Source organism: Myxococcus sp. MH1 (genome assembly GCF_059738865.1).
Genome location: NZ_AP026947.1, coordinates 4,087,306 through 4,100,399, shown reverse-complemented (window position 1 = coordinate 4,100,399; position 13,094 = coordinate 4,087,306). Strand labels below are relative to the sequence as shown.

12 protein-coding genes, 2 tRNA genes and 1 pseudogene are annotated in these 13,094 nt (G+C 69.6%); 7 read left to right on the top strand and 8 right to left on the bottom strand.

The window, feature by feature from the left end; genetic code table 11:
- The first annotated feature begins 12 nt into the window (after nucleotides 1-12).
- The 5 genes from gltX to AC6JA9_RS16385 all read left to right on the top strand — a co-directional run bounded on the left by gltX (nucleotide 13) and on the right by AC6JA9_RS16385 (nucleotide 2,985).
- The gene (gene gltX / locus AC6JA9_RS16405) at nucleotides 13-1,452 is read left to right on the top strand and encodes a glutamate--tRNA ligase (RefSeq protein ID WP_408890832.1); all 1,440 of its coding nucleotides are present in this window, start codon (nucleotides 13-15) and stop codon (nucleotides 1,450-1,452) included.
- Nucleotides 1,453-1,529: 77 nt separating this feature from the next.
- Nucleotides 1,530-1,916, top strand: coding sequence for a hypothetical protein (locus AC6JA9_RS16400; protein WP_223746782.1), 387 nt, complete (start codon nucleotides 1,530-1,532; stop codon nucleotides 1,914-1,916).
- Between the two features lie 76 nt (nucleotides 1,917-1,992).
- Nucleotides 1,993-2,063: transfer RNA gene (locus AC6JA9_RS16395), tRNA-Gln, on the top strand.
- 110 nt (nucleotides 2,064-2,173) lie between these two features.
- Nucleotides 2,174-2,245: transfer RNA gene (locus AC6JA9_RS16390), tRNA-Glu, on the top strand.
- A 59-nt stretch (nucleotides 2,246-2,304) separates the two neighbouring features.
- Nucleotides 2,305-2,985 (top strand): DUF2625 family protein, encoded by a 681-nt coding sequence (locus AC6JA9_RS16385; protein ID WP_426746861.1) that lies wholly within the window; start codon nucleotides 2,305-2,307, stop codon nucleotides 2,983-2,985.
- Nucleotides 2,986-2,994: 9 nt separating this feature from the next.
- Here AC6JA9_RS16385 and AC6JA9_RS16380 read toward each other — a convergent pair whose 3' ends face one another.
- Nucleotides 2,995-3,966: a response regulator gene (locus AC6JA9_RS16380; RefSeq protein ID WP_194869019.1), complete on the bottom strand. Its 972-nt coding sequence runs from the start codon at nucleotides 3,964-3,966 to the stop codon at nucleotides 2,995-2,997.
- Nucleotides 3,967-4,024: 58 nt separating this feature from the next.
- On the opposite strand from AC6JA9_RS16380, the gene AC6JA9_RS16375 reads away from it, so the two are divergent.
- On the top strand, nucleotides 4,025-4,621 hold the full coding sequence (locus AC6JA9_RS16375) for a hypothetical protein (protein ID WP_497960085.1): 597 nt from the start codon (nucleotides 4,025-4,027) through the stop codon (nucleotides 4,619-4,621).
- Here the strand turns inward: AC6JA9_RS16375 and AC6JA9_RS16370 are convergent.
- Complete coding sequence (locus AC6JA9_RS16370; protein ID WP_141323248.1) at nucleotides 4,593-5,750, bottom strand: sensor histidine kinase; 1,158 nt, start codon at nucleotides 5,748-5,750, stop codon at nucleotides 4,593-4,595. The genes AC6JA9_RS16375 and AC6JA9_RS16370 overlap by 29 nt on opposite strands.
- 238 nt (nucleotides 5,751-5,988) lie before the next feature.
- Nucleotides 5,989-6,291, bottom strand: coding sequence for a DUF2795 domain-containing protein (locus AC6JA9_RS16365; RefSeq protein WP_223746780.1), 303 nt, complete (start codon nucleotides 6,289-6,291; stop codon nucleotides 5,989-5,991).
- A gap of 178 nt (nucleotides 6,292-6,469) precedes the next feature.
- Here AC6JA9_RS16365 and AC6JA9_RS16360 point away from each other — a divergent pair, with 178 nt between their 5' ends.
- Nucleotides 6,470-6,715: a hypothetical protein gene (locus tag AC6JA9_RS16360; protein WP_223782999.1), complete on the top strand. Its 246-nt coding sequence runs from the start codon at nucleotides 6,470-6,472 to the stop codon at nucleotides 6,713-6,715.
- Nucleotides 6,716-6,785: 70 nt separating this feature from the next.
- Here the strand turns inward: AC6JA9_RS16360 and AC6JA9_RS16355 are convergent, their stop codons facing one another.
- The 5 genes and pseudogenes from AC6JA9_RS16355 to AC6JA9_RS16335 form a co-directional block, all read right to left on the bottom strand.
- The gene (locus tag AC6JA9_RS16355; RefSeq protein ID WP_267696720.1) at nucleotides 6,786-8,411 is read right to left on the bottom strand and encodes a pyruvate dehydrogenase complex dihydrolipoamide acetyltransferase; all 1,626 of its coding nucleotides are present in this window, start codon (nucleotides 8,409-8,411) and stop codon (nucleotides 6,786-6,788) included.
- A gap of 5 nt (nucleotides 8,412-8,416) precedes the next feature.
- Nucleotides 8,417-9,412: pseudogene (locus tag AC6JA9_RS16350) on the bottom strand (pyruvate dehydrogenase complex E1 component subunit beta); the annotation flags it as partial.
- 42 nt (nucleotides 9,413-9,454) lie between these two features.
- The gene (gene pdhA, locus AC6JA9_RS16345) at nucleotides 9,455-10,579 is read right to left on the bottom strand and encodes a pyruvate dehydrogenase (acetyl-transferring) E1 component subunit alpha (RefSeq protein WP_408891744.1); all 1,125 of its coding nucleotides are present in this window, start codon (nucleotides 10,577-10,579) and stop codon (nucleotides 9,455-9,457) included.
- Between the two features lie 134 nt (nucleotides 10,580-10,713).
- Entirely contained in the window at nucleotides 10,714-11,460 is a 747-nt protein-coding gene (locus tag AC6JA9_RS16340; RefSeq protein WP_223783001.1) for an HAD family hydrolase, read from the bottom strand.
- Nucleotides 11,461-11,515: 55 nt separating this feature from the next.
- Nucleotides 11,516-13,081, bottom strand: coding sequence for a hypothetical protein (locus AC6JA9_RS16335; RefSeq protein WP_223783002.1), 1,566 nt, complete (start codon nucleotides 13,079-13,081; stop codon nucleotides 11,516-11,518).
- Nucleotides 13,082-13,094 lie beyond the last annotated feature (13 nt).

Genomic DNA, 13,094 nt, shown 5'->3' with positions numbered 1-13,094 from the left:
CCGCGCGCCCGTATGACTTCCGCCCCTCGCGTCCGCTTCGCTCCGTCTCCCACCGGATACCTCCACATCGGCGGTGCCCGGACGGCGTTGATGAACTACCTGCAGGCCCGCCGCTATGGCGGCACCTTCATCGTCCGCATGGAGGACACGGACCGCGTGCGCTCCACGGAGGCGTCGGTGCAGGCCATCCTCGACGGCCTCGAGTGGCTGGGCATCGACTGGGACGAGGGCCCCGGCAAGGAGGGCCCTCACGCGCCCTACTTCCAGACCCAGCGCCTGGACACCTACCGCGAGCACTCCCAGCGCCTCCTGGCCGAGGGCAAGGCCTACCGCTGCTACTGCACCCGGCAGGACCTGGAGGCGCAGCGCGAGGCGGCCGAGAAGGCCGGCGCCTTCTACAAGTACCCGGGCACGTGCCGTGAGCTGAAGGGCCCGCCCGAGGGCCGCCGCGAGGAGGAGGCCGTCATCCGCTTCAAGATGCCCTCCACCGAGGGCACCGTGTCGTTCGACGACAAGGCGCTGGGCGTCATCACCAAGCCCTACTCGGACCTGGACGACTGGGTCATGCTGCGCGCGGACGGCATCCCCCTCTACAACTTCGGCTGCGTCATCGACGACCACCTGATGGACATCACGCTGGTGGCGCGCGGGCAGGAGCACGTCAACTCCACCTTCCCCCAGCTGATGCTCTACATGGCGCTGGGCTGGAAGCCGCCCGAGTTCGCGCACCTGCCGCTCATCCTCGGACCGGACCGCGAGAAGCTCTCCAAGCGCAAGCACCCCGAGGCGGACGTGATGCTGCACAAGCGCACGGGCATCCTGCCGGAGGCGCTCAACAACTTCATCATCCGGTTGGGCTGGAGCCACGGCAACGACGAGGTCATCAGCCGCGAGCAGATGAAGGAGTGGTTCGACTTCTCCGGCGTCGGCACCACCTCCGGCGTGTGGAACCCGGAGAAGCTGCTGTGGCTCAACCAGCAGTGGATGAAGGAGCTGCCGGAGGCCACCGTCGCGGAGCGGCTGGTGCCCTTCCTCGAGGCCAAGGGCTTCCAGGTGAAGGGCGACTCGCGCCTGGTGCCGCTGGTGCACGCGCTCAAGGAGCGCTCGCGCACGCTGGAGGAGATGGCGACCACCGCGTCGCTCTACTTCCGCTCCGGCGTCACGCTGGACGAGAAGGCCGCGGCCAAGCACCTCACGGGGGACTCGCTGGGGCTCTTGCGCAAGGTGCGCGACGGCATCGCCGCGCTGCCGGAGTGGACGGTGGAGGCGCTGGACGGCGTGGTGAAGTCCGTCAGCGAGTCCTCCAGCGTGGGCATGGGCAAGGTGGCACAGCCCGTGCGGGTCGCCATCACGGGCAACACCACGAGCCCGGGCATCGGCGAGACGCTGCTGCTCGCGGGTCGTGACGAGGCCCTGCGCCGCATCGACGCCGCCCTGGCGCGCGGCGCGTGACCTCCGCCTCACGAAGCGGTGGACGTTCCCCGCTTCGGCCCCTATCTTCGCGAGCCATGACGCGAGCGCTTGACACCATGAGACAGCGTTTTTATAAGGCGCGCCCGCTCGGCGCGTTGATGTGTGCGCTCTGGGCGGTGGTGGCGAGCGCCGAGGTGGTCAGCGGCGCCCAGCTCCCGGACGGCTCCCAGAAGGTGGGGGAGAATCGGTACCGGGCGCCGAAAGACTTCGAGGCGACGTTGGATTACTACCGCTCGGTCTACTCGACGAGCAGTTATCCTCGGAGGCAGATCGTCAACCAGCCGGGCGTGAAGGCGGTCCACATCACCAACCCCTCGGGGAAGAACTTCGCGGGGCTGAATATTTACGAGGCGAACGAGGAAGTTCGCATCTACATCGTCCCGACGCAGCAAGCGGCCAAGCCGGCGAAGAAGCCGGAGCCCAAGTCAGGGAAGAAGAAGTAGAGCAGTCAGCAGGAAACGCCCACCGAAGTTGTTGCAGTCGATGGGCGGTGTTGGTAGTAGAGGCAGCCGCAGTGATTGGGGAATCGTCTAACGGCAGGACAGCAGACTCTGACTCTGCTTATCTAGGTTCGAATCCTAGTTCCCCAGCTCGCAGCACCGCAGTCCGCAGCAAAAAAGCTCGAATCAAGATGGTTGACGAGAGCTGAAGCAGGATGTAGGAAGCAGCAGCAGAAACACGGTGGTTGCAGCGAAATGTCGGCCCTGTCGTCTAGCGGTTAGGACGGTGCCCTCTCACGGCACAAACTCGGGTTCGAATCCCGGCAGGGTCACTCAGACGCCGCCTTCTGAAAAGAAGGCGGCGTTTTGTTTTTCCGGAGTGGGGTGACGCATGCGGCCGCTCGAGGCGTTGCTCGAAACCGAGGACCCCGCGTGGCCGTTGGTGCGGGAGTGGTTGGGCTCGGCGAGCCACCCGGTCGAGGTCCTGCCTCGCGACGAAGCCGCCGCCGGAGCTGTGCTCCACCTGCTTCAGGTGACGACGCGCTCTCCCCTGGGCGCGGTGGCCTACGAGACAGGGGGCCTGCTCGTCGACGGGGGCTGGCTCCGAATCCTGGGCGGCGGAGGCCCGCGCATGCGCGGCAGTCTGGCGACGTGGAATGCGCTGGGCCCGCATCCCGCGGTGGCTGCGAGCCGGGGAATGCTGCTCGTGGCCCATGATGTCCTCGGCGGCTTCTTCGCGCTCGACGGCGGGGCACTCGGCGAAGGGCGAGGCGGCGCGTTCTACTTCGCGCCCGACACGCTCCGCTGGGAGGACCTGGGGCGCGGCTACTCGGACCTGCTGGCCTTCTTCCTCTCTGGAGACCTCGCCGGGTTCTATGGCGCGTACCGCGCGGCCGGCTGGAGCGAAGAGGCCTCGAGGCTCTCACCGGATCAGGGCTTCTCCCTCCACCCTCCCCTCTGGACGGCAGAAGGCAAGGACCTCACCCAGGTGTCTCGACGGGCTGTGCCCATGACGGAGCTGCTGGCGCTTCAGCTCGACCTCGCACGCCAGCTCGACGCCGGCGAGGCCTGAAGCACCGGCTCAAGCCGACGGCGCGAGGATGCTCTGGCGGAACGCGGAGAGCGCGGCGGCCAGTCGGTCCTGGGCTCGCTGGACACCCCGGCGCAACAGCAGCATCCGCACCTTCTCCGGCAGGACGCTGGCGCCCTGCGTGGTGCCGAAGCCCACCAGGTCCATGCGCAGGGTGATGGCCTCCAGCAGGTCACCCAGGTCCGCCTCGGGACTGGCCAGCAGCAGCACATCCGGCGGCCGGCTCTGCAGGCGCTCCGCCAGCGTTCGCCACTGAGGGTCCCCCGTCTCCACCACCACGACGTCCACCTCTTCGAGCTCCGGCGCGTACGGCGGCAGCTCCCGCACCTCGAACCCGGACTCGCGCAGCGACTCCAGTGCCTCGGCGCTGCCCACCACCGCCACGCGGCCCGCCTGGACCTGGCGTGACGACTCCTCGTAGGCCCGGAGCTCCTCCTCCAGCGCCACGTGCGCGGGCTCCGGCGCGTCCTGCCCGGCGGCCAGCAGCGCGGCGGCCTCCCGGGCCACCTCCCGCGCCTGCTCGCGGACTCGCGTCCCGGACGTGCGCCGCTCCAGCGCCGCGCGCACCTTGGCGCGCAGCACCCGCAGGTCATCGAAGGGCTTGAGGATGTAGTCGCTCGCCCCCGCCGCGAAGGCCGCGATGACGGACTCGCTGCTCGCGTAGGCGGTGATCATCAGCGCCTCCAGCGTGGGCTGCAGCGTCCGCGCCTGCGCGACGAGCTCCACCCCGCCCATGCCAGGCAGGTTCTTGTCCGTCACCAGCACGTCGATGCGCTGCTCACGCAGTATCGGCAGCGCCTCCTCCGCGCTCGCCGCCACCAGCACCACGAGGTCCGACTCGCGCTCCAACAAGCGGGCGCAGATGTCGAGCACGACGGGCTCGTCGTCCACCACCAACACCGTCGAGGCGAGCGTTCCCCCCTCCCCACCGTCGCCCTCACCGGTCTCGAACGGGAGATCCATGGCTTTGGAGATTCGCACAGCTTCACGCGGACTTCGAGGCTCGCATGCGGGGACCGGTATGCTTATGCCCGTGGCGAGCTTCGAGGACGCGTTGCAGGAGAATCGGGTGCCCCCGCTGTTGGGCGACGTGCGCCTGCGTTACGACGGGGGCCGGCTGGTGGGGGAATCCCGCCCGCCCCGGTGGGATGCGCGCATGCTGCCGGGCCTGTGTGTCGGTGTCGCCGTGGGCTGCGCCCTGGGCGCCGCCGTCCTGGTGGGACAGGAGAAGGGCTCGCTCCCGGCCGCCTCCGCCACCCTGGCCCTGGTGGCCGCGGCCCTGGTGGGAGCCGCCCTCCGGCTCGAGTCGAAGCTCGGCCGCCGCCGCTTCGTGCTCCACTTCCGCTCGGAGACCCTGCGAGTCGAGCGACTGGCGTGGACTCCCGGCGCCACCCGCACGGAGCTCATCCCCTTCGACGAGGTCCGCGCCGTGCACATCGTCGAGCGCACCGGCTCCGGCTACGCGCTGGTCGTGGAGTACGGCCCCCAGGGCGCCCAGGCCCGGCACGCCGTGCTGGTGGAGAAGGTGCGCCACGCGGAGGGAGAGACGCTCCACCGCGTGTGGCGCATGCTCAGCAACGCCTTCGGCCTCAGAGGGGCGGGGCTCGCCGGAGGGTGATTTCGATGTCCGTGCCCTCGCCGGGCGTGGACGACAGCCGCAGGTTGCCTCCCGCCTGCGCCACCAGCTCGCGGCAGATGGACAGGCCCAGGCCCGTGCCGATTCCCACCGGCTTCGTCGTGAACAGCGGCTGGAACACGCGCTCCTGCAGGTCCACGGGGATGCCGCAGCCGTTGTCCGCCACCGTCAGCACCACGTCGTCGGGCCGCACCGCCCAGCGCACCTCGATGCGCCCCTGCCGCCCCGTGCCCGACATGGCCTGCGCGGCGTTCACCACGAGGTTGAGCAGCACCTGGCACAGCTTCACCGGCCCGAAGATGACGCGCACCGCCTCGCCGTTGCTCGTCAGCCGTGCCCTGTCCCGCACCTCCGCCCGCGCCAGCTTCACCGCGAAGGAGACCACCTCGGCCACGTCCGCGGTGGCCTCCATGTCCTCGCCGCGCGCCTGGGCCCTCAGGCCCAGCGCCACCTGACGCAGGTGCTCGGCGCCGTCCGCCAGGTCCTTGATGAGCGCGGGCAGGTCCTCCACCGTCTCCGCCACCGACGGGTTCGGGTCCGAAGACAGGTGCTTGGACACGTACTGGATGACGCTCGTCAAATCCCGCTGCAGCGAGGACACGTTCTGCGACAGGTAGCCCACCGGGCCCATCAGCTCGTGCGCGATGCCCGCCGTCACCTGCCCCAGCGTGGCCAGACGCTCCGACTTCATCATCCGCCCTTCCACCTCGCGGATGCGCAGCTCCAGCCGGGCAATCTTCAGCGCGTCGTCCAGCGCCGCCTGCAGCTCCGAGCGGTCCCACGGCTTGACGAAGTAGCGCGTCACCTGGCCGCGGTTCACCGCGTCGATGACCGCCTGCATGTCCGCGTACGCCGTGACGAGCATGCGCTTGGCGTCGGGGGCAATCGAGCGCGCGCGCTCCAGCAGCTCCACGCCCGTCATCCCCGGCATCCGCTGGTCGGAGAGGATGACGCCAATCTCGCCCTTGCGCTGCTCGAGCAACGCCAGCGCCTCGCTGGGAGACGCGCTGCGGAAGATGCGGAAGCGCTGTCCGAAGTTCGCGTCGAAGACCCGCAGGTTCAGCGCGTCATCGTCGACGTACAGCACCGCGGGTAGTTCAGACGGGTTCATGACGCTCCTCCTGGCCGGCTATCCCTCAAAGAGGCCAGGCTGGTGCCGCCTAGAATAGCGCCTCCTCCGACTCCCTTTCTGCTGGGTGCCGACGGAACCGTCCCCCCGGGACGTAATGCCTCGCGAACTCTAGACCAACCAGACAGGTTTGACCCCCAGGAAAATCCAGACGAGTGCCCGTCACCCTGCCCGCTCACCGGGCATGCCGGCGACGGGAGGGCGCAGGAGGAGTGAGGGTTCAGCGAGTGGAGGTGAGGACGGGCGCGGGTGTGTCCGGGGACGCCAGGGCATCACCGGTGTCCTGCTCCAGGGCCACGGCCACCGCGTCCACGGAGGCGAAGCGGCCCCTGGGGAGGGCGCCCAACAGCGAGAGCACCGTGGGCGGGGCCTCGTTCTCACGAGCCACCCAGGTGAGCTCTTCCGCGGTGAGGGGGAACACCGCGCCGAGCAGGGCCTGGTGCAGCGACTGCGCGAGAGGCAGCGGCGGGCCCACCCGCTCCTCCAACTCCGACACACCCTGGACAAGCCGTTCGCGTGTCATGTCGTCGTTCATTTGGACGAAGTTAAGCAGCGAACCGATTCGGCTGCCGGCCTTTTTTTCGTGCCCGCCCAGCAACCGGGAGAGCGGGCCACGCAGCGGGCCCCGGGTGGCCACCTTCCGCGGGGCGCCCCACCGTTAATCGCGCAACTTCACACGCACCCTCAGGAGGGACTTCGTCATGGCGCACCAGGACAAGCCCGACGACAAGCCGCGCAAGGCGGGCAGTGACGCGGATTACGCCGAGCGCATCGACCACGTGGAGGCCACGCGCCCCGAGCCCTGGCCCGGAATCCGCGGACGCTCGCACGAGGATGAGCAGGAGCTCCCCACCGGCACGCCGCGCGAGCAGCAGGCCCGGGTGACGGAGGCGCAACGCAAGCTCGAGGAGGAAGAGGCGGGCGAGCGCGAGCCCACCCGCGAGTAGAAACGAGAGGGCCCGCTCCCAGCCGCTCCGGGGACGGAGCGAGGAAGCGGGCCACTCACCTGCAAGCAGCCTAGAAGAGCAGCCGCGTGGGGTGCTCCAGCAGGCCGCGCAGCTCGCGGAGGAACTCCGCGCCGATGGCACCGTCGACGATGCGGTGGTCGCACGACAGCGTGGCCGACATCATCTTGCGGATGACCATCTGCCCGTCGCGCACCACGACCTTGTCCGTCACCGCGCCCACCGCGAGGATGGAGGCCTGCGGCGGGTTGATGATGGCGGCGAAGTTGTCGATGCCGTACATGCCCAGGTTGCTCACGGTGATGGAGCCGCCCGTGTACTCCTCGGGCTTGAGGGCCCGCTTGCGCGCGCGCTCCGCCAGCTCGCGAATCTCCGTGGACAGCGCCTGCAGCCCCTTGGTGTCCGCGTCGCGGACGATGGGGGTGATGAGGCCCTGCTCCAGCGCCACCGCGATGCCCACGTCCACCGAGCCGTGGTGGATGACCTGGTCACCCTGCAGCGACACGTTGACCTTCGGGTAGCGGCGCACGGCCATGGCCACGGCCTTCACGATGAGGTCGTTGACGGAGACCTTGAGGTCCATCGCCTTCGCCTCCTCGCGCACCTTCACCGCGGCGTCCATCTCCACCTCGATGGTGAGGTAGAAGTGCGGCACGCCGGGCTTCACCTCCGTCATCCGCTGCGCGATGACCTTGCGCATGGAGGACAGGGGCTCGGTGCGGGACTCCGCGCGCGCCACCGTCGGCGCCGAGGGGCCCTTCCTCGCGGCCGGCGCGGAGGGCGCCTGCGCGGGGGCCTTCGCTCCACCCTTGGCCAGCGCCTCCTCGATGTCGCGCTTCACCACGCGACCCGAGGGACCCGAGCCCTGCACCTGCGCGATGTCCAGCCCGCGCGCCTGGGCAATCTTCTTGGCGAGCGGACTGGCCCGGACCCGGCGTCCCCCACCGGACGCGGAAGGCGCCTGGGGAGCGGGAGCCTGGACCGGCTGCGCGGCGGGAGCGGCCTTGGGGGCCTCGGGCGCGGCGGCCTTCGGCGCGGGAGCGGCGGCGGCCGCCTTGCCCCCCTTGGGCGTGAGGTACGCGATGGGCGAGCCGACCGGGGCCGTCTGGTTCTCACCGACGACGATCTCCGCCAGTGTCCCGTCGTCGTAGGCCTCGATCTCCAGGTTGGACTTGTCCGTCTCCAGCTCGGCCAGGGCCTCGCCGGAGGAGACCTTGTCCCCCACCTTCTTCAACCACTTGACGATCTTCCCCTCCGTCATCGTCGGGGACAGGCTCGGCAACTGGATGGCGATGCGGTCCCCACCACCGGACGCGGCGGGGGCGGCAGCGGGCTTGGGGGCCTCGGGCGCGGCGGCCTTCGGCGCGGGAGCGGCGGCGGGCGCGGGAGCCGGCGCGGCGGCCTTCGGCGCGGGCGCGCCTCCGGCAGCGACCTTCTCGCCCTTCGCGCCGACATAGGCGATGGGCGCGCCGACGGGGGCCGTCTGGTTCTCGCCGACGACGATCTCCAGCAGGTAGCCGTCGTCGTACGCCTCGATCTCCAGGTTGGACTTGTCCGTCTCCAGCTCGGCGATGGCCTCACCGGAGGAGACCTTGTCCCCCACCTTCTTCAGCCACTTGACGATCTTCCCCTCCGTCATCGTCGGGGACAGGCTCGGCATCTGAATGGGCGTGGCCATACGGGTCAGGCTCCCTCGCGGTACAGCACCTTCTTCACCGCCGCGATGATCTTGGGCGCGTCCGGCTGCGTCGCGTTCTCCAGGTTCGCCGCGTAGGACATGTTCACGTCGAGCCCCGTCACGCGCTCCACCGGCGCATCCAGGTCGTCGAACGCCTTGGACTGGATGATGTCCACCACCGAGGCGCCCACACCCGCCAGCGCCCAGCCCTCCTCCACGATGACGGCGCGGTTCGTCTTGCGCACGCTCGCGAGGATGGCCTCCTCATCCAGCGGCCTCAACGTGCGCAGGTCCAGGACCTCCGCGTTGATGCCCTCCTTCGCCAACTCCTCGGCCGCCTGCATGCAGAAGTAATACATGCGGCTCCAGGTGATGATGGTGACGTCCGTGCCCTCGCGCTTCACGTCCGCCTTGCCCAGCGGCACCACGTGCTCGCCCTCGGGCACCTCGCCCTTGAGCGCGTAGAGCCGCTCGCCCTCGAACATGATGACCGGGTTCTCGTCCCGGATGGCCGCCTTGAGCATGCCCTTGGCGTCCGCGGGCGTGGCCGGAGCAATCACCTTCAGGCCGGGGAAGTGCGCGTAGTTGGCCTCCAACGCCTGGCTGTGCTGGCTGGACAGCCGGCCGCCGGCGCCGCCCGGGCCCCGGAACACGATGGGGCAGCGCAGCTGGCCGCCGGACATGTGGCGCAGCTTGGCCGCGTTGTTGACGATCTGGTCCATCGCCAGGATGGCGAAGTTCCACGTCATCATCTCCACCACCGGACGCAGGCCCACCATGGCCGCGCCCACGCTCATTCCACCGAAGCCCAGCTCGGAGATGGGCGCGTCGATGATGCGCGCGCTCCCGAACCGGTCCAGCAGTCCCTGCGACACCTTGAAGGCGCCGTTGTAGCGGCCCACCTCCTCGCCAATCAGGAAGACGTTGGCGTCGCGCTCCATCTCCTCGGCGAGCGCCTGGTTCAGGGCCTCGCGGTACATCAACTCGGGCATCGTCGGCTCCGACTCGAAATCAAAAAGGGTTGGGGTGTGACGGGCCGGGCACTAGTGGCTCAGGCCCGCCTTCTTGTCCGCGGCTTCCGCCTGCTCGCGCGGCTCCAGGTCCCAGGTGACCTTCAGCTCCTGGCCGCTCGGGTACTTCGGCCAGTTCGTCACCTTCACGCCCAGCACGCGCTCACGCGGGCGAACGTCCTCCTCGCCCGGCTCGACGATGGTGTCGCGCCACAGCTCCTCCAGGCTCGGCTCCGGGGACTCGTCCGCGAACTTCACCGCGGCGTCCACCTGCGCCTTCACCTCTTCCTCGATGCGCTCGAAGTCCGCGTCCGCCCCCAGGCCATTCTTGATGGCGTAGTCGCGCAGCTTGGGGATGGGGTCGTTCTTGCGCTCCTCCTCCACCTCCTGCTTGGTGCGGTAGTTGGCCGGGTCCGCCATCGAGTGGCCACGGAAGCGGTACGTGTTCGCCTCCAGCAGCACCGGGCCCTTGCCCGCGCGGCACCACGCGGCCGCGTCCTTCACGGCCTCGTACATCTTCAGCACGTCCATGCCGTCCACCGGCTCGCCGCGCATGTCGTACGCCGCAGCGCGCTTGTAGATCTCCGGCACCGCCGACGTGCGCGCGATGGCCGTGCCCATGCCGTAGCGGTTGTTCTCGCAGATGTAGATGACCGGCAGCTTCCACTTGGACGCCATGTTGAACGTCTCGTGGAGCGCGCCCTGGTTGGCCGCCGCGTCGCCGAAGTAGCAGACCGTCACGCGGTCCTCGTTGCGATAGCGGCTGGCGAAGGCCATGCCGGCCGCGAGCGGAATCTGCCCGCCGACGATGCCGTAGCCCCCGTAGAAGTGGTGCTCGATGTCGAAGATGTGCATCGAGCCGCCCTTGCCCTTGCTGTAGCCCGAGCCGCGGCCGAACAGCTCCGCCATCACCATGCCCGCGTCGCTGCCGCGCGCCAGGGGCTGGCCGTGGTCGCGGTAGGCGCTGAGCATGTAGTCGTCCTGGCGGATGGCCTCCACGGGCCCCACCGCCACCGCCTCCTGCCCGATGTACAGGTGGCAGAAGCCGGCGATCTTCCCCAGCGTGTACTGCTGACCCGCGCGCTCCTCGAAACGGCGGATGAGGTACATCTTCCGGTACATCGTCAACAGCTGTTCTTTCGAGTACGGGCTGGCCACCGCGGGTGCCTCCATGCAGGCCGTCCCTCCTCACCCGGGGACGGCGAATGCCGTGCGCCTCATAGCGCGCGGACCTGGGACTTCAAAGCCTTTCAAACCCCGCGCCCTTCCCCCGAAAATTCAGGCGCGGTGCGTCAGGAAACCAGCGTGAAGTGCGGCACGCTGATGATGCCGTCCAGGAGCGTCACGGGCCGGCCGGAATGATCCGTGGCCAGATGAATGACGGTGGCGTCGGGGAAGCGGCGCCGGTAGTCGTTGGCGTGGGTGGGCTCGTTGTCGAAGGCGGCCACCACGGTCCCCAGCCGGCCCAGTTGCGCATGGGCCTCGCGCTTGAACGCATCGTCGTCGTCGTAGGGCGCGGGCTTCATCACGAGCATCACCCGCTCCCCATCCGGCACGGCCATGCCGAGCCGGCGCATGCAGGCGACGGAGCCCCCGCGCATGCCCTCGTGACGGCCCGTGACGTAGACGAGCCGGGCGCCGGTGCCCACCACCGCGTGCGTGAAGGCCGCCGCGCCGTCGATGGCCTCGTCCACCGCGCAGTACTCGCTGGTGAAGAAGCGCTCGCCCCAGAAGTGGCGCGCGGGCTCGAAGTGCCGCTCCACCAGGGCCGCCTCCAGGCCGCACGCGCGCATCGCCTCGCGCATGTCCCAGCCGGAGTTCCAGTGGTGGGCCTTGCACGTGGACAGCGGCTCCACCGCATGCGCCGTGCCGTATTCCCGGAGGATGCGCGCCTGGCGCTCCCGGTTGTCGAGCAGGGTGGAGTCCAGGTCGAACGCCAGCACCGCCTGCTCCCCGAGCGAGCGGGCCTTGGCCAGGATGGCGTGGAGGCTGTCGCGCCAGTCGTCGCGGATGCGCTTCTTGAAGTCTTCGTGGGCCATGAGCGCGGCGAACATTACCCGCGCGGGCCGCCGAGCGCCGCCGAAACCGCCCGACTCAGGCGGCCGACTGCCAGGGCATGGGGCCAGGGGGCGCCCCGGCCGCCGTGTCCGCGAAGCGCAGCATGCGCTGGATGCCGTTGCGGTCCAGCACCAGCCGCACCAGCTGCGTGCTCTCCTGGCGCCGGTCCGTCTCCTCCTCCTCGACGGTGAAGCGCAGCACGACGTCCACCGGATAACGCTTGGCGCCCCGGATGTGACCCACGGACAGGTCCGCCAGGTCCACGTACTCGAGCGCCAGCTCCGGCTCGTCCATGTCGCGAAGGAAGCGCTCCACGTTGAAGCGCAGGATGTCCGTCACGCCCGACAGGCCCCGCTCCGTGCGCGGCAGGAGCCGGGCGTCCAGGATGATGTGCTTCTGGTAGCGGATGACCGTCTCGGTCAGCTCGCCCTGGGACACGGTGAGGAAGTCGTCCTGGTGGCGCAGCGAGGCCACCGAGTCGGGGACCTTGGGCGCGTAGTCCACGCGCTCCTCGCACGTGCCGATGGTCCGCCCCGTCACCGGGTCCACCAGGTCCGCGGTGCGATCCGACAGGTGCGTGGCCGCCACCCGGCTGAGCACCCGGCGCAGGCCCTCCTTGATGCGGTCCTTCATCATGTAGCCGACCACGGCGATGAGGAAGAAGTTGAGGCTCACCTGCGTGAAGCGGATCTGCGCCCACAGCGCCACCGCCGTCGCGAAGGCCATGGCGATGCCCGCCGCCAGCGCGAAGAGCACCTCCTCCCAGCCCTGCCGCTTCTGCCGCCGGCGCGAGGACAGGAAGAGCACGTTCATGCAGAACTTCTTCAGCATGCCCAGCCGCTGGATGTACTCCTCGTTGTCCCCCGTGGGGCTCAGCACGCTGCGAAGCCGGTGCTCCTTGCGGTAGGACTCCTCGCGCAGCACCGCCTCCATCAGCCCCTTGCGAAGCTGCAGCCACGGCTCCCCACGCGGAAGCGCCTTCATGTCCGCCACCGCGCGCCGGAAGCCGTTCTCCACCAGCAGGCTCACGTACTCGTCCACCAGCCGCAGCGACGCGCGCGAGCGCTCCTGCAGCCGCAGCTCCCCCACCGAGCGCAGCCACTGCCGGAAGCGCGCGAGCACCTCGGTCACCCCCGCCTGCATCGCCACCACGTCCGACTCCAGCGTCGCGCACGCCTCCGTGGGCAGCGCCACCGGCCCCTCGCAGCGCGTCTCCACGCCCGTGGCGAAGCGCCTGAGCGCCCCGCGCAGCACGCACGACAGGAGCTTCGCCTGGTAGACGATGTCCTTCTCCGAGCCCAGCCCCGTGCGCAGCCACGCCTCCAGCCGCACCAGCGGCGAGGCGTCCGACGTGAGCAGCTCCTGCACCGCCATCACCGGCGTCTTGAAGCGCACGTAGTTGTGGATGTCCGCGTAGAAGTCCGCGCGGGGGTACGTCTCCGCGTCGATGTTCAGGCTCCCCGGGAGGAACAGGTGCGCCTCCACCAGGTAGCGAGTCTCGTCCGCCCCCGAGGGCTGGTACTCGAGCTTGATCTCGAACTGCTTCCGGTCGTGAACCTCGAAGCGGCTCTGCAGTGGCAGTGGGGCGGGTACCTGGGACACGTCCACACTCTAC